The following is a 21,673-nucleotide window of genomic DNA, read 5'->3' on the forward strand; positions in this document are numbered from 1 at the left end:
TTGTTTTAAGAAGATAAGGTTCTAATCAAATTAGCATAATCTTCTTTAATGTCGTGGCTCTCTTCCCGTAGCTGAGCAATCTTACGACAGGCATGCAACACTGTGGTGTGATCTCTACCACCAAAAGCATCACCAATTTCCGGCAAGCTTTGGTTAGTTAATTCTTTGGATAACGCCATTGCCACTTGCCTTGGGCGCGCGACACTGCGTGAACGACGCTTAGACAACATATCAGCCATCTTGATCTTGTAGTATTCAGCTACGGTTTTCTGAATATTGTCTATAGTGACTAATTTTTCTTGAAGTGCCAAGAGGTCACGTAAGGCTTCACGAACAAAATCAATAGTAATTGGCCGACCCGTGAAGTTAGCGTTGGCGATAACACGGTTTAATGCCCCTTCTAGCTCGCGCACGTTTGAACGTAAACGCTTAGCAATAAAGAAAGCCACTTCATCGGGCAAATTAATGCCGCTCTCTTGAGCTTTACGCATCAAAATCGCTACGCGGGTTTCTAACTCTGGTGGCTCAATGGCCACAGTTAAACCCCAACCGAAACGCGATTTCAATCTGTCTTCAACACCGTCGATCTCTTTTGGATAACGATCTGAAGTCAAAATAATTTGGTGATTTCCTTCAAGCAACGCATTGAAGGTATGGAAGAATTCTTCTTGGGATCTGTCTTTATTGGCAAAAAATTGAATATCATCGATAAACAAGGCATCGACGCTACGGTAATAACGTTTAAATTCTTCGATCGCGTTGTTTTGCAGCGCTTTAACCATGTCCTGGACAAAACGCTCGGAATGCATGTAAACCACTTTGGCATTAGGATTATTTTTAATGATCCCGTTACCGACAGCGTGCAACAAGTGAGTCTTACCTAGACCTGTTCCGCCATATAAAAATAGTGGGTTATAAGCACCACCCGGATTTTCAGCCACTTGTAACGCCGCAGCCTTACCTAATTGGTTCGACTTACCTTCTACGAAGTTATCAAACTGGTAGCTAGGATTGATGTTACTGCGGTGATTCGCGTTCGCCATAGGCTCGGCTTGGACATTAAAGGTCGTGCCCACAGTCGCTTTCGTTTGGGTATTGGGTGCTCGAGTTGGCGCAATCGGTGCCGGTACACTTGGCTTTTTCGCCGAAGGACGACTACCGATATCGAAACGCAATTTAGGCGCGTCACTACCCATTTGCTCAGTAAAGAACTGATTAATGATATTGATGTACTTATCTCTGACCCAATCAAGCACGAAGCGGTTGGGCGCATAAAGCACCAGAGTATCTCCATCCATTTCGGCTTGTAACGGTCTGATCCACATACTGAACTGCTGAGCAGAAAGCTCATCTTGCAGTCGTCCGATACATTGTTGCCAAAGTGAAACAGCCACTTAGTTATCCCCAAAAGATCATCAAAAAAGAGGTGTATTCTATAGCGAGATCTCAAGGATCGCTATCCTTAAAAAATATTTATCCCCAGCGAGATCATTCCATGTGGATATCCTCGATCATCAAAGATCCAAAACGATCCTTTTATTCAGCACTAACCGCAAATCCTGCTTTATTAAGCGATCCACATTGATCTATAATGGCGCCCCTTCGATCGGCTCGAAGATCCCCTGCACTACTACATGTAGTGTCCGTGCACAGAGTTATCCACATCTTATGGTGTATTCTGGGGATTGATCTAAGGATACGCTGGCAGAAATAAAGCACTTACTTACTTTCGTTGTTGACGTGACTAAGTATTGTGATTACAATTCGGCCTCTTTTTTGCCCTTACCTCTATCCTAGAGATAAGGATATGTTCACTAATAACAAAGACGGATTGCCATCATGAGTAAACGTACTTTTCAACCTAGCAACCTGAAGCGCAAGCGTTCTCACGGCTTCCGCGCTCGTATGGCTACTGTAGGCGGCCGTAAGGTGCTTGCACGTCGTCGTGCGAAAGGTCGCGCTCGTTTATCTGCTTAATAAGTGGGTAACTAGTTGACTAGCTATACCTTTTCGCGGGAGTTACGTTTGTTAACTCCCGCGCAATTTAAATCTGTATTTTCCAATCCCATCAAAGCATCTTCTGCTGAAATTACCTTGCTCGCTATTCCTAACACGGAACAACATCCGCGTATGGGCCTTACTGTTGCTAAACGCTATGTAAAACGCGCCAATCAACGTAACCGTATTAAGCGCGTGATCAGAGATAGTTTTCGCTTAAATCAACACGACATTCCTCATCTTGATATTGTTGTGCTTGTCAGAAATGGCGTGATGGAAATGGAAAACGCTGAAATCAACAAATTGATAGAAAAGCTATGGCGCAAACTCAGTCGCCGCTACAATGGCTAGCGACCACGTTAATTCGTGGCTATCAAGTATTCATAAGCCCTATACTGGGCCCTCGATGCCGTTTCAATCCCACCTGCTCTCACTACGCTATTGAAGCAATAAAAGTGCATGGAACCGCGAAAGGTTGTTGGTTTGCATTGAAACGCATATTAAAATGTCACCCTTTACATCCCGGCGGTAGTGATCCCGTCCCCCCTAAAAATGATAGGTGTAATAAATAGGCTATGGAATCTCAACGCAATATATTGCTCATAGGACTACTGTTTGTCAGCTTTTTGCTGTGGCAACAGTGGCAAGCAGACAAAGCTCCTAAACCCGTTGCAACCGAATCGTCCTTAGTGGCGAACGCGGCAAGCTCGCACAGTGCCGATGTTCCAGAAGCTGATACAGGTGTTCCTGCTGCTGCAGTTACTGCAAACAGCAAACTGATTACGGTAAAAACAGATCAGTTAGACATTCAGATCAATCCAGTGGGTGGTGACATCGTTTTTGCTGCGTTAGTTTCGCACAAAAAAGAACTAGAGAAAGATCAACCGTTCGTATTGCTTGAGCAAACGAATGATTTCACTTATATCGCTCAAAGCGGCCTAATTGGTCGCGATGGTATCGATAGCAGCGCAAAAGGCCGTGCCGCATTTAGCACAACGGCAACTGAATATACCTTAGCCGAAGGCCAAGATACCTTAGAAGTACCGTTAACTTATATCGCTGACAATGGTGTAACTTACACTAAAGTGTTCGTATTCCATCGCGGTAAGTTCAACATAGATGTTGACTATAAAATCAACAACACTTCAGCAGCACCGCTGCAAGTTCAGATGTACGGTCAGATTAAACAAACGATCAAGCCATCTGAAAGCAGCATGATGATGCCTACCTATCGTGGTGGTGCGTTCTCAACGAATGATGTGCGCTATGAAAAATACAACTTTGACGACATGGCCAAAAGTAACCTGAACCAAGCCACTTTAGGCGGTTGGGCAGCCATGTTACAACACTATTTCGTTTCAGCTTGGGTACCACCCGCAACTGACAGCAACACCATTTTTTCTAGTGTCAGTGCTGGCGGTTTAGCTAATATTGGTTTCCGCGGCGCGGTATACGATATTGCACCTGGTGCCAGCCAAGAAATTAGCTCACAGTTCTATGTTGGTCCTAAGGATCAAGCGGCACTGTCAGCGATTTCTGAAACCTTAAATCTCGTGGTCGATTACGGTTTCTTATGGTGGTTAGCGGTTCCTATTCACTGGCTATTGATGTTCTATCAATCATTCGTCGGTAACTGGGGTGTGGCAATTATTCTGATCACATTAACCGTTCGTGGTTTACTGTTCCCGCTGACAAAAGCGCAGTACACCTCAATGGCTAAGATGCGTAACCTGCAACCTAAGCTGACAGATTTGAAAGAACGCTTTGGTGATGACCGTCAAAAGATGGGTCAAGCCATGATGGAACTGTATAAGAAAGAAAAAGTTAACCCTATGGGTGGCTGTTTACCTATTATTTTACAGATGCCAATCTTCATTGCCTTATACTGGGTATTGCTAGAAAGCTTCGAATTACGTCATGCACCATTTATGCTGTGGATCCACGATTTATCGGTACAAGATCCTTACTACATACTGCCGCTGCTGATGGGCGTCTCTATGTTTGTAATGCAGAAGATGCAACCAATTGCGCCGACAATGGATCCAATGCAAGTGAAAATGATGCAATGGATGCCAGTAATCTTTACCGTATTCTTCCTGTGGTTCCCATCAGGTCTAGTACTGTACTGGTTAGTAGGTAACATAGTTGCCATCACGCAGCAGAAGATTATTTATGCAGGTCTTGAGAAAAAAGGCTTAAAATAAGCCCTACCTTTAGCAAAGCATAAAGTGAAAATAATACTAAAGGCGGCTTAATTAGCCGCCTTTTCCTTTACATGATTTGGTAGATATTAGTTTGGTGGGTATTTCCGTGACAACTGACACTATCGTGGCTCAAGCCACCGCGCCCGGACGTGGCGGCGTTGGCATCATCCGAATTTCAGGCAACAAGGCCAGTGATGTCGCTATGGCCGTATTAGGTCATCTTCCTAAAACGAGATATGCCGATTATTGCGACTTTAAAAGTGCAACAGGCCAAGTAATCGACCAAGGCATAGCGCTGTTTTTTAAAGGCCCCAATTCCTTTACTGGCGAAGATGTATTGGAACTTCAAGGCCACGGCGGCCAAATCGTTCTAGACATGCTGATCAAACGTGTAATGGAAGTCGGTGGTATTCGAATAGCCAAACCCGGTGAGTTCAGCGAACAAGCCTTTATGAACGACAAGCTAGACTTAACCCAAGCCGAAGCGATTGCCGATCTTATCGATGCCACCAGTGAGCAAGCGGCTAAAAGCGCGCTGCAATCACTCCAAGGTGAATTTTCTAAGGAAGTACATGAGCTGGTGGATCAAGTCACTAACCTACGTTTATATGTAGAAGCTGCGATTGATTTCCCCGATGAAGAAGTCGACTTTTTAAGTGATGGCAAAATTGCCAATGCACTCTATAAAATCATCGACAAACTTGACCTAGTGCAAGCCAGTGCTAAACAAGGTTCTATCATCCGCGAAGGCATGAAAGTCGTGATCGCGGGTCGTCCTAACGCCGGAAAATCCAGCTTATTAAACGCCTTAGCCGGTAAAGAATCGGCTATCGTTACCGAAATTGCTGGTACAACACGAGATGTATTACGTGAGCACATCCACTTAGATGGCATGCCGCTGCACATTATCGATACCGCAGGTCTACGTGATACGACAGATACCGTTGAACAAATTGGTATAGAACGCGCGTGGAATGAAATAAACAGTGCCGATCGGGTGTTATTTATGGTGGATGGCACCACCACTGCCGCCGTTAATCCCCATGATATTTGGCCTGACTTTGTCGATCGCCTGCCCTCAAATTTAGGTGTGACAGTGATCCGCAATAAAGCCGATCTTACTGGCGAAGACTTAATGATGACAGAGGAACAAGGTTATAGTGTTTACCGGATCTCGGCTAAAACGGGCTTAGGTGTTGAACAGTTAAAGCAGCATTTAAAATCACTCATGGGCTACCAGAGTAACCTCGAAGGTGGCTTTATCGCCCGGCGTCGTCACTTAGAAGCCCTTGAACTCGCCGCAAGCCATCTGCAATTGGGTAAAGAACAATTAGAAGTGTATCTAGCAGGAGAACTGCTAGCAGAAGAGTTACGCATATGCCAATTAGCACTATCAGAAATCACTGGCCGCTTCACTTCTGACGATTTACTCGGCAAGATTTTCAGCTCTTTCTGTATCGGAAAATAACTAACCTTAATATTATTTCCAGATAAATCAGCCCATACAATATGGGCTGATTTTTTATCTACAACTGAATATTTCCACTCATCGACTAACTCATGATTCGACGTGGCGGTAATGATCTTGCATTTGATAGGATCTTGCATAAAGCGCAAACATCAATGCCGCCAAGATGGCAAAACCTGCGAAGAAAAACATCTGAAATGCGGTAATACTGATCCCTGTCTGGGCAATTTGTTCGGTCACAGCCGGACTTTTCACACTGACGTTCGCCAGTAACACCCATAAGTTACCGACGGTCACTGATAAGGTCCAAAAACTCATGATAGTGCCTTTCATGGCTTTAGGCGCTTGGCTGTAAGCAAACTCTAGCCCAGTAGCAGAGACTAATACTTCACCAAAGGTGAGCAAAGCATAGGGTACAATCTGCCAAAATATTGATAATACCGAGCCGCCATCCATCACCAATTGAATGCTACCAACGACTATCCAACTCACGCCCGTGATGGCAATCCCAGCCCCCATTTTACGCAAGGCAGTTAACTTTATCCCCATGCGCTCAATCGCAGGATATAACACAAAGTTATTAAATGGGATCAATAACATAACTAATAATGGGTTTAAAGCTTGCATCATGGCAGGTTCAAACCATTCCGGTTTAGACATGTCATTGGCTTGCAGTATCCATGTGGACGCTTTCTGATCGAACAAAGACCAAAAAGGAGTCACTAACGCAAATAAGATTAAGATCCGTAGTACTGAACGCACCCCATCAACGGCGATATCCGGATGGATCCCCCTAGCGCGTTCGAGTTGCAATGAAGCTCCAGCGCCAACAAATCCCATCACAAGCACTAACGCACAACACAAACCAGCAACGATACCTAAGGTTGGAATATTCACTAAAGCATACGCTGCAGAAATTATCCCAACTAAAGCTAACACTAAACCTATGTTGGCTTGACCAGCGATTTTAGTGAGCAATGCGGTACGAATAACGGGTAAAAAACCATGGGGATTTTTCGGTTCGGGTGGCATATGCACATAACGTTTGCGGCCTAACCAGAAGAACACAGTTGCAATAAACATCAAGACACCAGGGATCCCAAATGCGACCGCAGCACCATAATATTTCAATAGTAATGGCATCGATAACGAGGCGAAGAAGGAGCCAAAGTTAATCGTAAAATAAAATAGATCAAACGCTTTCTGCGCCAATGTTTTATTGGTTTGATCAAATTGATCCCCCATAAAGGAAGAAACCAAGGGCTTAATCCCGCCCGATCCGAGCGCAATTAAAAATAATCCCGTATAAAACCCTTGAATACTGTGTTCAAAAATAGCGAGAAACGCATGACCAACACAGTAAATCAAGCTTAACCATAAGATAGTATTGTATTTACCGAAAAAACGATCGGCAATCCAACCACCGAGTAACGGGAAAAAGTACACTCCAATGACAAAGGAATGGAACACATCCTTAGCCATAGTTCCGCGCAATTCTTCTGGAATAGACAACAAAAGTGCTGTCATCAAGAATGGGGTAAGAATATTCCGCATACCGTAAAAGCTAAAACGTTCACAAGCTTCACTGGCTATGATGTAAGGAATTTGCCGTGGCCACTGGGGCGCATTTACGGGTGTTGTCATGGATCATCCTATTATAATTATTTGATTTTAAATGAAATTAACTTTTTTAAATATATTAATTATGTATCAAGAAGCTAAAGGTAACATGTAAGCGAAACCAACCTTATATAAAGGATGCAAAAACTGCAAAAATCACATATTGCTTCTGTGGTCCTATCCACATTTCCTTTATGATGAACATAATAATAGCCATTCAGCTATCTATTTAATTGAAATTAGTTTTAAAAACAACAACAACAACACACTGAGAAATCATAATGGCAAAGATTGAAGTAATCGTTGGTACAACATTGGGCAGTGCAGAGTATGTTGCCGACGAAATGATGGTCCAATTAACGGAGCAAGGACACCAAGTTCAAGTTCATTTAACCCCAACATTGTGCGAAATAGACACCCATGCACTGTGGATTATCGTGTCATCAACTCATGGAGCTGGTGATCTTCCAGATAATATTCAGCCTTTTTTCAACGAAATTACCGACCAAAAACCGGATCTCAGCCAAGTAAACTTTGCCTTATGTGCAATTGGTGACTCAAGTTACGATACCTTTTGCCAAGGCCCAGAAAAATTAATTTCGGCCATTCAAGACTGCGATGCAAAAGCCTTTGTGGATAAGATCCAGATCGATGTACAGCTTGATCCTGTGCCGGAAGACCCAGCCCTTGCATGGTTAGCACAATGGCAACAGGACATTTAAGATCGCTTATTGGATAAGGTCCCTATCTATGTACAGTTTAGATCCTATTTATCCACAATTTACTTATTTAAAGTATAAACATGTGGATAAGCTATTATTTAGATCTGATCAACCTCTGTACTATTCACAGTCCGATCTGCTTAATGATCCGCCTTGTGGATAAGTAGGCGATCTATCCCCATGTTTAATGACATTAGATCGCGATCAGATCACAGGATCAAGATCGCGCTAATTAATGATTTATATAATGAATTTGGGTTATGCACAGAAAAGCGCGATCCTAATAGTAAACATAATAAGAAGATCTATATAAAGATCTTAAGATCTATTAGTCCGGATCATCTCGATCGAACAGCGTAAAATGATCATTCACCTAAGACGAAGCAAATGCTAAAATGATCGGCTCGTACTGAGTCTCTTAGCAATTGAAGGTAGTGGCATGCATTTTCATGAACGGTTTGATGTTATTGTTGTTGGTGGTGGTCATGCCGGAACTGAAGCCGCGTTGGCAGCAGCAAGAATGGGATCAAAAACATTATTACTAACGCACAATATCGATACGTTAGGACAAATGTCATGTAATCCAGCGATCGGTGGCATAGGCAAAGGCCATTTAGTGAAAGAAATTGACGCCTTAGGTGGTGCAATGGCAATCGCAACCGATTATGCAGGGATCCAATTTAGAACCTTAAATTCAAGTAAAGGCCCAGCAGTACGAGCAACACGTGCACAAGCTGACCGTGCACTGTATCGTCAAAAAATCCAAAATATATTACAAAACCAACCTAACTTACGTATTTTCCAACAAGCCGTAGATGACTTAATTGTTGAAAATCATCAAGTAGTTGGTGTAGTTACCCAAATGGGTTTAGCTTTTGAATCTCCAGCTGTTGTATTAACAGCAGGTACATTCTTAAGCGGCAAAATTCATATAGGCTTAGAAAACTACAGCGGTGGTCGTGCAGGCGATCCACCAGCGATTGCTTTAGCAAATCGATTACGTGAATTACCGATCCGAGTCGGTCGTTTAAAAACAGGTACACCGCCACGTATCGATGCAAACACGATCGATTTTTCTCAAATGGCTGAACAGAAGGGCGATTCTCCGTTACCTGTCATGTCATTTATGGGGGATATCAGTCATCATCCAAAACAGATTTCTTGCTGGATCACTCACACCAATGAAAAAACCCATGAAATTATTCGTGGTGGTTTAGACAGAAGCCCTATGTATTCAGGCGTCATCGAAGGTATTGGTCCACGTTATTGCCCATCGATTGAAGACAAGATCCACCGCTTTGCGGATAAATCTTCGCATCAGATCTTCATCGAACCAGAAGGTTTAAATACCAATGAGATCTATCCTAACGGGATCTCTACTAGCTTACCTTTTGATGTACAGTTGAATTTAGTACGTTCGATCAAAGGCATGGAAAACGCAGAAATCATGCGTCCAGGTTATGCGATCGAATACGATTATTTCGATCCAAGAGATCTAAAAAACTCATTAGAAACGAAAGCGATCAACGGTTTATTCTTCGCAGGCCAAATAAACGGCACTACAGGTTATGAAGAAGCTGGTGCTCAAGGTTTATTAGCAGGCATGAATGCCTCACTGCAAGTACAAGGCAAAGAAGCCTGGTGTCCACGCCGTGACGAAGCATATCTTGGAGTACTAGTTGACGATTTATCAACTCTGGGTACCAAAGAACCGTACCGCATGTTTACTAGCCGTGCCGAATACCGTTTGCTACTTCGTGAAGATAACGCTGATATTCGCTTAACGGCAAAAGGTCGCGAATTAGGTTTAGTTGACGACACTCGCTGGGCGGCATTTAGTGAGAAGTTAGAATCGATCGAACTTGAGTTACAACGTTTGCGCGCTCAATGGGTGCATCCAAATTCACCTTTGATCCATGCGTTAAACCCACACTTGAATACGCCGATCTCTCGCGAAGCATCATTTGAAGAATTACTGCGTCGTCCAGAAATGGATTACAGCAAGTTGATGCAGATCGAAGGTTTTGGTCCAGGGCTTGAAGATCCACAGGCGGCTGAGCAAGTTCAGATCCAAGTTAAGTATTCTGGATATATTCAACGTCAGCAGGAAGAGATCAACAAAGCTGTGCGTAATGAGAACACTGGTTTACCTTTGACGCTCGATTACAAAGAAGTACCGGGCTTATCGAACGAGGTGATTGCTAAGTTAAATAACCATAAACCAGAAACCATAGGCCAAGCCTCACGGATCTCTGGTATTACGCCTGCGGCTATTTCAATTTTGTTGGTTCACCTCAAAAAGCGTGGCTTATTACGTAAGAGTGCGTAAAAGCTAGCTTAATCGCTGCTTAGGTCATAGAAGGGAAGCATTCAGGCTTCCCTTCATCGTTTTCGGGCTTCATAATAGCCTTCGCGTTCATAATCGTATCTTTGTTGAGGTTGCTCAGTGTTATCTGCCCAGTTAGAGGCTTATTTAGCCGAAATTAATTTGCCCGCAACCGTCGAGCAGAAAAAACAACTAATTGATTTTGTTGGTATGCTCAACAAATGGAATAAAGCCTATAACCTGACATCGGTGAGAGATCCCGAAGCTATGCTGATCCGTCATATCATGGACAGTTTAGTGGTTTCAAAACACCTGCAAGGTGAACGTTTTATCGATGTAGGCACTGGACCGGGTTTACCTGGGATCCCGTTAGCCATTATGAACCCCGATAAACAATTTGTGTTATTGGATAGCTTAGGTAAACGTATTCGTTTTCAAAAACAAGTGTCCTTTGAATTAGGCATACATAACATCAGCTCAGTTGAAAGCCGCGTAGAAGCTTATCAACCGGAGGATAAATTCGACGGTGTATTAAGTCGTGCATTTGCCTCAATCCAAGATATGCTGACTTGGTGCCATCATCTCCCCGCTGAACACGGACAGTTTTATGCACTCAAAGGCCAGTTGAATGATGAAGAGATGCAACATATTCCAAGTGGATTTGTGGTGAAAGAAGTTATCGAGCTTAAGGTGCCTAAACTCGATGAAAAAAGACATTTATTGAAGATAATCAAAGAATAACAGGCTTAAAAGTGATAAATAAATCATTTATAAGCAAGGGCAATAAACCAGCATTTACATACAGGGTGATATTGTGGGTAAAGTGATTGCCGTGGCTAACCAGAAAGGTGGCGTAGGAAAAACAACTACTTGCGTTAACCTCGCCGCTTCGTTAGCAGCAACAAAACGTAAAGTATTATTGATCGATCTCGATCCTCAAGGTAATGCCACCATGGGGAGCGGTGTCGATAAGTATGACGTAGCTAATACAGCCTATGAATTATTGGTTGAAGAAAAATCTTTCGACGAGATCGTCATTAAAAACACTGCGGGTAAGTATGATCTGATCGCCAGTAATGGCGATGTCACTGCGGCAGAAATCAAATTGATGGAGTTTTTTGCCCGTGAGGTTCGTTTGCGTAACGCGCTCGCACCGATCAAAGATCAATATGATTATATCTTCATCGACTGCCCTCCTTCATTGAACATGTTGACCGTAAATGCTATGTCTGCGGCCGACTCTGTACTCGTGCCTATGCAGTGTGAATATTATGCCCTTGAAGGCTTAACTGCGCTGATTGATACCATCACTAAGCTTGCTGCTATGGTTAATCCTGGACTTGGCATCGAAGGCATTTTACGTACTATGTATGATCCGCGTAATCGTTTATCTAATGATGTGTCCGATCAGCTAAAACAGCATTTTGGTGACAAAGTCTACCGTACTGTTATCCCACGTAATGTGAGGCTGGCAGAAGCACCAAGTTTTGGAGCGCCTGCTATGTATTACGATAAATCGAGTGCTGGCGCTAAGGCGTATCTAGCGCTTGCGGGTGAAATGATCCGTCGTTCAGAACAACAAACTCAGGCTAAGCAAGCGTAAAGGATCACCATGACGTTAAAGAAAAGAGGATTAGGCAAAGGGTTAGATGCCCTACTGAGTAACAGCCATGCCGCCAGTAAAAAGCACACTGACGAAGCTGATGTTGTCGATAAAAAAGAAGAGCTTATCCATCTCGATTTAGACTTATTACAGCCAGGTAAGTATCAACCTCGTAAAGACATGTCCCCCGAAGCGTTGGAAGAACTGGCACACTCTATCCGCAATCAAGGCATTATTCAGCCTATCGTTGTGAGACAAGTGACGAATAACATGTATGAGATCATTGCGGGTGAACGTCGTTGGCGTGCTGCGCAACTTGCTGGCTTGAATAAAATCCCCTGCATAGTAAAGCAAGTACCTGATGAAGCCGCTGTTGCTATTGCTTTGATTGAAAACATCCAGCGTGAAGACTTAAATGCCATGGAAGAAGCCATTGCATTGCAACGTTTAATGCAAGAGTTTGAACTGACTCACCAACAGGTTGCCGATGTTGTGGGAAAATCCAGAGCGAGTGTATCTAACTTGTTACGTTTAAACGGCCTAAATGAGCCTGTTAAGCGTCTACTCGAGTATGGCGACATTGATATGGGTCATGCTCGCGCTTTGTTGGCAATTGAGGGAGAAGAACAAACAAATCTTGCGAGATTAGTGGCCGCTAAGGAATTAACCGTTCGCGAAACTGAACGATTAATTAATCAAACCTTAAATCCGCCTAAACAAGCCGAAACTACGACTAAAGATCAAGATGTTTGTCGTTTAGAGCAGCAGTTAATTGAAAGATTAGGTGCCAAGGTTTCGATCGCTCATAGCAGTAAGGGCACGGGTAAAATTGTAATTAACTATCAGAATCTGGCTGAATTAGACGGAATTCTTAGTAAAATTCATTAATGTCTGTAGATTAACAGTTTTTAATGTAAATTTGTGACAGATGCTAATCTTACATTTTAACTCGTTTGGCGCGAGATCACGTTAAAAGTGTTGTTTTTCCTTATCTCAAAGTTGCAATGAAGGCGTGAAAAGGTATACTTTCGCAAGCTTTTTGTGCATCGACATAAATACGGGTATTTGTCATCCGGTCATCGAAACAAAAAGTATGAATGCGGAGAGGATGAATTGAGTAAGGTTTTAGCGCGTCGTGGCCGGTGGTCAGCCTATAAATTGGTGATGATGCAGGCGGCGGTCGCTGGGGGTGCTTCAATTCTCTTTTTCGCCGTGTGGGGAGTTCAGTTTGGCTATTCTGCATTAGCAGGTGGTTCAATCGCTGTGCTCCCTAATTTTGTATTCGCAACCCTCGCTTTCTCCCACACGGGAGCAAGTTCAGCTGCAAAAGTCATAAAGACTTTTTACTGGGGGGAAGCGGTAAAGTTGCTGTTAACCATCGCAATGTTTTCGTTTGTGTTTATCAATCTTAAGGTCGCTTTTATGCCGCTTTTTGTTTGTTATGTGCTGACGCTAATCGTGCATTGGACAGCTCCTTTATACTTCAAGCAAAGTTAAGTGGGATGAATCATGGCTGCAACTGGTGAAGCGTTAACACCGCAGGGCTATATCCAACATCACCTTACCAACTTAAGTGTTGGTGAAGGCTTTTGGACATGGCACATTGATTCGTTGTTCTTTTCGGTTGGTCTTGGTGTTCTGTTCCTGTGGATTTTCCGCAGCGTTGGTAAAAAAGCGACTTCCGGTGTTCCTGGCAAACTGCAATGTTTTGTTGAGATGCTCGTTGAGTTCGTAAATAACAGCGTGAAAGAAAGTTTTCATGGTCGCAATGCTCTGATCGCACCTTTAGCTCTGACCATTTTTGTATGGGTATTCATGATGAACTTCATGGATATGATCCCTGTAGATTGGCTGCCTCACGCAGCAAGTTTAATGGGTATTCCATATCTTAAAGCGGTTCCGACGACTGACGTTAACATTACCTTTAGCTTAGCTATCGGTGTGTTCGTGCTGATTATTTTCTACAGCATTAAGGTCAAAGGTGTGTCTGGGTTTGTTAAAGAACTGACACTACAGCCCTTTAACCATAAGGCAATGATACCCGTCAACCTCCTATTAGAGACTGTTACTTTGATTGCTAAGCCAATTTCATTGGCATTGCGACTCTTTGGTAACTTGTACGCAGGTGAGTTGATCTTCATCCTTATTGCGCTGATGTATGGTACCAACTTGTTATTATCTACCCTAGGTGTGACTCTGCAACTGGGCTGGTTAATATTCCACATTTTGGTTATCACGCTGCAGGCGTTTATCTTCATGATGTTGACCATTGTTTATTTAAGCATGGCGCATGAAGATCATTAAGGATTGCTGAAGAAATTTTAAACTAAATCATCAACTAATATAGATTTAGATACTGGAGATACAGATGGAAACGATTTTAGGCATGACAGCTATCGCTGTTGCTCTGCTGATTGGTATGGGTGCTCTTGGTACTGCAATCGGTTTCGGCTTATTAGGCGGTAAGTTCTTGGAAGGCGCAGCGCGTCAACCAGAAATGGCTCCTATGCTACAAGTTAAAATGTTCATCGTAGCGGGTCTTCTTGACGCCGTAACTATGATCGGTGTTGGTATCGCATTATTTATGCTATTTACCAACCCACTGGGTGCAATGCTGTAAAAAACGCTTCTGTCTTAACTCTAAATAGGAGGCTGTTGTGAATTTCAACGCTACCCTAATCGGTCAGACGGTCGCCTTTATCATCTTCGTGTGGTTTTGCATGAAGTTTGTATGGCCCCCTTTGATGAATGCCATCGAAGAGCGCCAAAAAAGGATTGCTGACGGTCTAGCTGATGCTGATCGTGCGGTAAAAGACCTGGAGTTGGCACAAGCGAAAGCGACTGACCAACTAAAAGAAGCCAAGGTAACGGCTAATGAAATTATTGAGCAAGCTAACAAGCGTAAAGCTCAAATAGTTGAAGAAGCCAAAACCGAAGCAGACGCTGAGCGTGCTAAAATCATCGCTCAGGGTAAAGCAGAAATTGAAGCTGAACGTAATCGCGTCAAAGAGGATCTGCGTAAGCAGGTTGCTACTCTTGCCATCATGGGTGCTGAGAAGATCCTTGAGCGTTCTATTGATCCAGCCGCCCACAGTGACATAGTTAATAAACTAGTCGCTGAAATTTGATAAGGGAGTTGAGTTATGGCTGAATTAACCACCATCGCTCGCCCTTACGCAAAGGCAGCTTTTGACTTTGCTATTGAACAAGATGCAGTGGATTCTTGGGCTGAAATGCTCACGTTTGCCGCATTGGTGAGTGAAAACGAAACCATGCAACCACTGTTAGCTGGCTCTTTAGCCAGCACTAAGCTCGCAGCACTCTTTATTAGTGTGTGTGGTGAGCAAGTCAATGTGCAAGGTCAGAACCTGATAAAGGTAATGGCTGAAAACGGTCGCTTAAAGGTGCTACCTGCTGTATCTCAGTTATTTACTGAATACCGTAATGAGTGGGCAAAAGAAGTAGAAGCCGATGTGGTTTCTGCAACTGAGCTGAGCTCTGAACAACAACAGCAGATTAGTATTTCTTTAGAGAAACGTCTCGCACGCAAAGTTAAGCTGAATTGTAGCACTGACGCCGCGCTCATCGCCGGTGTAATCATTAAGACAGGAGACCTAGTCATCGATGGCTCGGTCCGCGGTAAGTTATCGCGTCTGTCTGATAAGCTGCAGTCGTAATTGGGAGTTTGAGCATGCAACTGAATTCCACTGAAATCAGCGATCTGATTAAGCAGCGGATCGAGCAGTTCGAAGTCGTTAGCGAATCTCGTAACGAAGGTACTATCGTTGCGGTAAGTGACGGCATCATCCGCATCCACGGCCTAGCCGACGTGATGCAAGGTGAGATGATCGAACTGCCTGGTAACCGTTTTGCAATCGCGTTGAACCTTGAACGTGATTCTGTCGGTGCCGTAGTAATGGGTCCTTATGCTGATTTAACAGAAGGCGTAAAAGTGAAAACGACTGGCCGTATTCTGGAAGTTCCAGTTGGCCGCGGTCTTCTTGGCCGCGTTGTTAACACTCTAGGTGAGCCAATTGACGGTAAAGGACCTATCGATAACGATGGTTTCTCGCCAATTGAAGTTATCGCACCAGGTGTTATTGAACGTCAGTCTGTTGATCAACCAGTTCAAACTGGTTACAAAGCCGTTGATGCCATGATCCCTATCGGTCGTGGTCAACGTGAATTGATCATTGGCGACCGTCAAACTGGTAAAACAGCAATGGCGATCGACGCAATTATCAACCAGAAAAATTCTGGCATTAAATGTGTGTACGTCGCGATTGGCCAAAAGGCTTCTACTATCGCTAACGTAGTGCGCAAGCTAGAAGAACACGGTGCGTTAGCTAACACTATCGTTGTTGTTGCAACTGCTTCTGAAGCCGCTGCTCTACAATACTTAGCGCCATATTCTGGTTGTTCTATGGGTGAATACTTCCGTGACCGCGGTGAAGATTCTTTGATCGTATACGATGATTTGTCTAAGCAAGCAGTTGCTTATCGTCAAATTTCGTTACTGCTCAAGCGTCCACCAGGCCGTGAAGCTTACCCAGGTGACGTATTCTATCTACACTCACGTTTATTAGAGCGTGCATCACGCGTTAACGCGATTTATGTAGAGAAGTTCACTAAAGGTGCAGTAACTGGCAAAACTGGTTCTTTAACCGCGCTGCCGATTATTGAAACGCAAGCGGGTGACGTTTCTGCATTCGTACCGACCAACGTAATTTCTATTACCGATGGTCAGATCTTCCTTGAGACCGATCTGTTTAACTCTGGCCTACGTCCAGCGGTTAACCCAGGTATTTCTGTTTCTCGTGTTGGTGGTGCGGCTCAGACTAAGATCATCAAGAAACTGTCTGGTGGTATTCGTACCGCACTAGCACAGTATCGTGAGCTTGCTGCGTTCTCGCAATTTGCATCTGATCTTGACGATGCAACACGTGCTCAGCTTGAGCATGGTGTGCGTGTTACCGAACTGATGAAGCAAAAGCAATATGCTCCTATGAGCGTAGCCGCTCAAGCTGTGTCTATTTTCTCAGCTGAAAAAGGTTACCTGAAGAGTGTTGAGCTGAATAAGGTCGGTAATTTCGAAGCCGCTCTGCTCTCGTTCATGAACAGCGAGCATGCTCCTTTAATGAAGCTTATCAACGAAACTGGCGATTATAGCGCTGATATCGAAGCTGAATTAAAAGCTGGCCTCGACAAGTTCGTAGCAACCCAAACCTGGTAACAATGATAGAGGTGTCTTAAGACACCTCAGGTCCAGATTGGAGAGTAGAGATGGCCGGCGCTAAAGAGATTAAAACCAAGATCGCGAGTGTGAAAAACACTCAGAAGATCACGTCCGCCATGGAAATGGTGGCAGCCAGCAAAATGCGCAGAGCGCAGGAACGCATGGCTGCGAGCCGTCCATATGCGGAAAGCATGCGTAAGGTGATCGGTCACGTCGCGCAAGGTTCTCTCGAGTATAAACACCCCTATTTGGAGGTGAGAGAGGCTAAGCGGGTTGGTTACATTGTTGTAGCAACCGACCGTGGCCTTTGTGGTGGTCTGAACGTTAACCTTTTCAAAAAGGTTATTGCAGACGTGAAAAGCTGGAAAGCCCAAGGTGCAGAATTTGAATTTTGCCCTATCGGTGCACGTAGTGTGCAGTTTTTCAAAAACTTCGGTGGACAAGTGTCTGCTCACGCTTCAGGTTTAGGCGATGCTCCAAAGCTCGCTGACTTGATCGGGACAGTCGGTGTCATGCTAGAAGCTTACAACGAAGGCAAGCTGGATCGTCTGTACGTGGTATTTAACAAATTTGTGAATACTATGACGCAGACTCCTGTGATCGAGCAGCTGCTACCTTTGCCTAAATCAGAAGATGATGAAACTGCTCATCGTTGGGATTATATCTACGAGCCAGATCCAAAAGCACTTTTGGATACTTTATTGGTCCGTTATGTAGAATCTCAGGTTTACCAAGGTGTTGTTGAAAACATTGCCTCTGAACAAGCTGCCCGTATGGTGGCAATGAAGTCGGCAACAGACAACGCGGGTGAGCTTATCAACGACTTGCAACTGGTCTATAACAAGGCCCGTCAGGCTGCTATTACGCAGGAACTGTCGGAAATTGTTTCTGGTGCCTCTGCGGTTTAGGTTAGGTAACGAATACAAGTTTTAGAGGATTAATCATGAGCACAGGTACTGTTGTCCAAGTGATTGGCGCGGTTGTGGACGTAGAGTTCCCACAAGATGCCGTACCTCAAGTATATGACGCTCTGAAAATCGTAGGTGAAGGCCCGTGTAATGGTTTGGTGCTGGAAGTTCAGCAACAGCTAGGTGGTGGTGTAGTTCGTACCATCGCTATGGGTTCTTCTGACGGTCTGCGTCGTGGTCTTGAAGTAGTAAACTCAGGTTCACCTATTACTGTTCCTGTTGGTACCGCCACTCTTGGCCGTATCATGAACGTATTAGGCGAGCCTATTGATGAAGCGGGTCCAATCGGTGAAGAAGAGCGTTATGTCATTCACCGTACAGCTCCTTCATACGAAGATCAATCAAGCTCTACTGAACTGTTAGAGACTGGCATCAAGGTTATCGACCTTGTTTGTCCATTCGCTAAGGGCGGTAAAGTCGGTTTGTTCGGTGGTGCGGGTGTTGGTAAAACAGTTAACATGATGGAACTGATTAACAACATCGCTAAAGCCCACTCGGGTCTTTCTGTATTCGCCGGTGTAGGTGAACGTACTCGTGAAGGTAACGACTTCTACTACGAGATGAAAGATTCTGGCGTTCTCGACAAAGTGGCCATGGTTTATGGTCAGATGAACGAGCCTCCAGGTAACCGTTTGCGTGTTGCACTGTCTGGTCTGACTATGGCTGAGAAGTTCCGTGACGAAGGTCGTGACGTACTGTTGTTCGTTGACAACATCTATCGTTATACCTTAGCCGGTACTGAAGTATCTGCACTGTTAGGTCGTATGCCTTCTGCGGTAGGTTATCAACCAACATTGGCTGAAGAGATGGGCGTTCTGCAAGAGCGTATCACTTCAACTAAGACGGGTTCTATTACCTCTGTACAAGCGGTATACGTACCTGCGGATGACTTGACCGATCCGTCACCAGCAACAACCTTCGCTCACTTAGATGCGACTGTTGTACTGTCACGTCAAATTGCTTCTCTGGGTATTTACCCAGCGGTTGACCCATTGGATTCGACTTCACGTCAATTAGATCCATTGGTTGTTGGCCAAGAGCATTATGACGTTGCTAACGGCGTGCAAACTGTACTGCAACGTTACAAAGAGCTGAAAGACATTATTGCGATTCTGGGTATGGATGAATTGTCTGATGAAGACAAGACTGTCGTATTCCGTGCTCGTAAGATTGAGCGTTTCTTATCTCAGCCTTTCTTCGTAGCAGAAGTCTTTACTGGATCTCCTGGTAAGTACGTTTCTCTGAAAGACACTATCCGTGGCTTTAAGGGTATTTTGAACGGTGAGTTTGATCACCTGCCAGAACAAGCGTTCTACATGGTTGGCTCAATCGATGAAGTCATCGAGAAAGCGAACAAAAAGAAATAACTAAGTATTCATACTTAGTTTTTTAAGGAGAACGGGATGGCAGCCATGACAGTACATCTTGATATTGTAAGCGCAGAGAGCAAAATCTTCTCTGGTCGCGTAGCTTCGCTGCAAGTGACTGGTTCTGAAGGTGAGTTGGGCATAATGCATGGCCACGCTCCTTTGCTTAGTTATATCAAACCTGGCATGGCGCGCATCGTCAAGCAAGACGGCAGTGAAGAAGTGTTTTACCTTTCAGGTGGTATTCTGGAAGTGCAGCCTTCTTCTGTCTCCGTATTGGCTGATGTGGTTATGCGTGCCAAAGATATTGATGAGCAAGCGGCATTAGAAGCTAAGCGTCGTGCAGAAGCCCATATGGCAACTGCTGGCGCTGACTTCAATTATGACGCGGCTATGGTTGAGTTAGCTAAGGCTATGGCTCAATTACGTGTTGTTGAAACCATCAAGAAAAACATTGCCAGATAAGGTTATTGTTTGTGAAAAAAGGCGACCCTATGGTCGCCTTTTTTGTGTCTAAAAATGGGATAGATTGGCATTCTTGCATGTCTTTGATTGATTAGCATCGCTATCTACTTCGCTTTTCGATGTGCTTTCCGTTAAAATTGCGCCACAAAATCGACCGTAATTTTTTCACCCTCTTGGGTATTTGTTCAAGGATCTGGTAATGGCATTAAATGTAGTGATCTTAGCGGCTGGCAAGGGAACACGGATGCGCTCTGATCTTCCTAAGGTATTACATCCCATCGCCCATAAGAGCATGGTGCAACATGTCATCGATACCGCTAATAAAGTTGGCAGTGACTCTATTCAGTTAGTCTATGGTTATGGCGCTGACAAGCTACAAGCCTGTTTGGGTGAGCAACAACTTAACTGGGTATTGCAAGCCGAGCAATTAGGCACAGGTCATGCGGTTGCACAGGCTAGCCCACATATCGCCGACAGCGATACAGTACTTATTCTTTATGGCGATGTGCCGTTGATCCAGACATCAACTCTCGAAGCCTTACTCGCCGCCCGTCCTGAAAATGGCGTTGCTATTTTAACAGTGAATTTAGCGAATCCTATGGGTTATGGCCGTATTGTCCGTGAGCAAGGAAAAGTCATTGGAATTATTGAGCAAAAAGATGCGACTGCAGAACAGTTGCTGATCAACGAAATTAACACCGGCATCATGGCGGTTCCGGGTAAACAACTTAAAACTTGGTTGAGCCGTTTATCGAACAATAATGCCCAAGGCGAATATTATCTAACGGATATTATTGCTATGGCGCACGCTGATGGCGTTGCTATTGATACTGCTCAGCCACAATCGGCCATTGAAGTCGAAGGCGCCAATAATCGCGTGCAATTAGCGCAACTTGAACGTGCTTACCAAGCTCGTGAAGCCGAAAAGCTCATGTTGGCGGGGGCGAACCTTCGCGACCCAAGCCGTATCGATATCCGTGGTGAAGTCACTGTTGGTATGGATGTGATGATCGATATTAATGTGATATTCGAAGGCAAAGTGACCTTGGGGAATAATGTCACAATTGGCGCAGGCGCGATTTTAATTGATTGCGAGATTGCCGATGATGCTGAGATCAAGCCTTACTCTATTATCGAAGGTGCTACGCTTGGCGTTGCTGCCAGTGCTGGCCCATTTGCACGTTTACGTCCCGGCGCAGAGCTTAAGCAAGATGCACATATTGGCAACTTTGTTGAAGTGAAAAAAGCGGTGATTGGTGTGGGATCCAAAGCTGGACACTTAGCCTATTTAGGCGATGCCATCATTGGTGATGGCGTCAACATTGGTGCTGGTACTATTACCTGCAACTATGATGGCGCGAATAAGCATCTTACTGTTATCGAAGATAACGTCTTTGTCGGTTCTGACACTCAGTTGGTGGCTCCAGTGACCATAGGTAAAGGGGCAACTTTAGGGGCCGGTTCAACGATTACCCGTGATGTAGGTGAGAATGAGTTAGTGATCACTCGTGTTAAACAAAAACACCTCACAGGTTGGCAACGTCCAGTGAAAATTAAAAAGTAAGTTTTAAAACTCAACTTAATGTCAAAAAAGCGGCCATGTGCCGCTTTTATCTTTATTGTGTTCAATCTGTTGCACTAAAAAGCCTTTTTATTAAGTAATGCTTAATAATTAAGATTTTCTTCATGTTTTTGT

The 21,673-nt window shown here is 44.2% G+C and carries 22 protein-coding genes; 20 read left to right on the plus strand and 2 right to left on the minus strand.

The window, feature by feature from the left end; translation table 11 throughout:
* Positions 1 to 5: 5 nt before the first annotated feature.
* Entirely contained in the window at positions 6 to 1,394 is a 1,389-nt protein-coding gene (gene dnaA / locus L5M40_RS20325) for a chromosomal replication initiator protein DnaA (protein WP_113941415.1), read from the minus strand.
* A gap of 445 nt (positions 1,395 to 1,839) precedes the next feature.
* Here dnaA and rpmH point away from each other — a divergent pair, with 445 nt between their 5' ends.
* The 5 genes from rpmH (at position 1,840) to mnmE (ending at position 5,670) form a co-directional block, all read left to right on the plus strand.
* Positions 1,840 to 1,977 carry a 50S ribosomal protein L34 gene (rpmH, locus tag L5M40_RS20330; RefSeq protein WP_006083827.1) on the plus strand — a complete coding sequence of 46 codons (138 nt, stop codon included), beginning with the start codon at positions 1,840 to 1,842 and terminating at the stop codon, positions 1,975 to 1,977.
* Between the two features lie 15 nt (positions 1,978 to 1,992).
* Complete coding sequence (gene rnpA / locus L5M40_RS20335) at positions 1,993 to 2,349, plus strand: ribonuclease P protein component (protein ID WP_105250802.1); 357 nt, start codon at positions 1,993 to 1,995, stop codon at positions 2,347 to 2,349.
* Complete coding sequence (gene yidD / locus L5M40_RS20340; protein ID WP_006083829.1) at positions 2,316 to 2,570, plus strand: membrane protein insertion efficiency factor YidD; 255 nt, start codon at positions 2,316 to 2,318, stop codon at positions 2,568 to 2,570. The genes rnpA and yidD overlap by 34 nt, the downstream gene beginning before the upstream one ends.
* Before the next feature lie 3 nt (positions 2,571 to 2,573).
* Positions 2,574 to 4,202 (plus strand): membrane protein insertase YidC, encoded by a 1,629-nt coding sequence (gene yidC / locus L5M40_RS20345; protein WP_105250801.1) that lies wholly within the window; start codon positions 2,574 to 2,576, stop codon positions 4,200 to 4,202.
* 106 nt (positions 4,203 to 4,308) lie between these two features.
* Positions 4,309 to 5,670 (plus strand): tRNA uridine-5-carboxymethylaminomethyl(34) synthesis GTPase MnmE, encoded by a 1,362-nt coding sequence (gene mnmE / locus L5M40_RS20350; protein ID WP_263176975.1) that lies wholly within the window; start codon positions 4,309 to 4,311, stop codon positions 5,668 to 5,670.
* Positions 5,671 to 5,760: 90 nt separating this feature from the next.
* On the opposite strand, the gene L5M40_RS20355 is transcribed toward mnmE, so the two are convergent.
* Entirely contained in the window at positions 5,761 to 7,314 is a 1,554-nt protein-coding gene (locus tag L5M40_RS20355) for an oligopeptide:H+ symporter (protein WP_131524519.1), read from the minus strand.
* A 257-nt stretch (positions 7,315 to 7,571) separates the two neighbouring features.
* On the opposite strand from L5M40_RS20355, the gene mioC reads away from it, so the two are divergent.
* The 15 genes from mioC (at position 7,572) to glmU (ending at position 21,541) form a co-directional block, all read left to right on the plus strand.
* A complete protein-coding gene (gene mioC / locus L5M40_RS20360; protein ID WP_263176976.1) occupies positions 7,572 to 8,012 on the plus strand; it encodes an FMN-binding protein MioC in 441 nt (146 codons plus the stop codon).
* A gap of 439 nt (positions 8,013 to 8,451) precedes the next feature.
* Positions 8,452 to 10,341 (plus strand): tRNA uridine-5-carboxymethylaminomethyl(34) synthesis enzyme MnmG, encoded by a 1,890-nt coding sequence (mnmG, locus tag L5M40_RS20365; protein WP_168827624.1) that lies wholly within the window; start codon positions 8,452 to 8,454, stop codon positions 10,339 to 10,341.
* A 117-nt stretch (positions 10,342 to 10,458) separates the two neighbouring features.
* A complete protein-coding gene (rsmG, locus tag L5M40_RS20370) occupies positions 10,459 to 11,079 on the plus strand; it encodes a 16S rRNA (guanine(527)-N(7))-methyltransferase RsmG (RefSeq protein ID WP_131524521.1) in 621 nt (206 codons plus the stop codon).
* A gap of 73 nt (positions 11,080 to 11,152) precedes the next feature.
* The gene (locus L5M40_RS20375) at positions 11,153 to 11,941 is read left to right on the plus strand and encodes a ParA family protein (RefSeq protein ID WP_131524522.1); all 789 of its coding nucleotides are present in this window, start codon (positions 11,153 to 11,155) and stop codon (positions 11,939 to 11,941) included.
* A 9-nt stretch (positions 11,942 to 11,950) separates the two neighbouring features.
* Positions 11,951 to 12,829: a ParB/RepB/Spo0J family partition protein gene (locus L5M40_RS20380; RefSeq protein ID WP_131524523.1), complete on the plus strand. Its 879-nt coding sequence runs from the start codon at positions 11,951 to 11,953 to the stop codon at positions 12,827 to 12,829.
* 225 nt (positions 12,830 to 13,054) lie between these two features.
* Positions 13,055 to 13,438, plus strand: coding sequence for an ATP synthase subunit I (locus L5M40_RS20385; protein ID WP_105250794.1), 384 nt, complete (start codon positions 13,055 to 13,057; stop codon positions 13,436 to 13,438).
* Between the two features lie 12 nt (positions 13,439 to 13,450).
* Entirely contained in the window at positions 13,451 to 14,245 is a 795-nt protein-coding gene (gene atpB, locus L5M40_RS20390) for a F0F1 ATP synthase subunit A (protein WP_263257153.1), read from the plus strand.
* Positions 14,246 to 14,309: 64 nt separating this feature from the next.
* A complete protein-coding gene (atpE, locus tag L5M40_RS20395; protein WP_006083840.1) occupies positions 14,310 to 14,561 on the plus strand; it encodes a F0F1 ATP synthase subunit C in 252 nt (83 codons plus the stop codon).
* A 37-nt stretch (positions 14,562 to 14,598) separates the two neighbouring features.
* Positions 14,599 to 15,069, plus strand: coding sequence for a F0F1 ATP synthase subunit B (gene atpF / locus L5M40_RS20400; protein ID WP_006083841.1), 471 nt, complete (start codon positions 14,599 to 14,601; stop codon positions 15,067 to 15,069).
* A gap of 15 nt (positions 15,070 to 15,084) precedes the next feature.
* A complete protein-coding gene (gene atpH / locus L5M40_RS20405; RefSeq protein ID WP_006083842.1) occupies positions 15,085 to 15,618 on the plus strand; it encodes a F0F1 ATP synthase subunit delta in 534 nt (177 codons plus the stop codon).
* Between the two features lie 14 nt (positions 15,619 to 15,632).
* Positions 15,633 to 17,174, plus strand: a complete 1,542-nt coding sequence (gene atpA, locus L5M40_RS20410; RefSeq protein WP_263257154.1) for a F0F1 ATP synthase subunit alpha — start codon at positions 15,633 to 15,635, stop codon at positions 17,172 to 17,174.
* A gap of 50 nt (positions 17,175 to 17,224) precedes the next feature.
* Entirely contained in the window at positions 17,225 to 18,085 is an 861-nt protein-coding gene (gene atpG, locus L5M40_RS20415) for a F0F1 ATP synthase subunit gamma (RefSeq protein WP_006084762.1), read from the plus strand.
* A gap of 35 nt (positions 18,086 to 18,120) precedes the next feature.
* Entirely contained in the window at positions 18,121 to 19,512 is a 1,392-nt protein-coding gene (atpD, locus tag L5M40_RS20420; protein ID WP_105250791.1) for a F0F1 ATP synthase subunit beta, read from the plus strand.
* A 36-nt stretch (positions 19,513 to 19,548) separates the two neighbouring features.
* Entirely contained in the window at positions 19,549 to 19,977 is a 429-nt protein-coding gene (locus tag L5M40_RS20425) for a F0F1 ATP synthase subunit epsilon (protein ID WP_105250790.1), read from the plus strand.
* A gap of 199 nt (positions 19,978 to 20,176) precedes the next feature.
* A complete protein-coding gene (gene glmU / locus L5M40_RS20430) occupies positions 20,177 to 21,541 on the plus strand; it encodes a bifunctional UDP-N-acetylglucosamine diphosphorylase/glucosamine-1-phosphate N-acetyltransferase GlmU (RefSeq protein WP_113941420.1) in 1,365 nt (454 codons plus the stop codon).
* The last annotated feature ends 132 nt before the right edge of the window (positions 21,542 to 21,673 follow it).

Source organism: Shewanella sp. SM68 (assembly GCF_025653925.1).
Classification (GTDB): domain Bacteria; phylum Pseudomonadota; class Gammaproteobacteria; order Enterobacterales; family Shewanellaceae; genus Shewanella; species Shewanella oncorhynchi.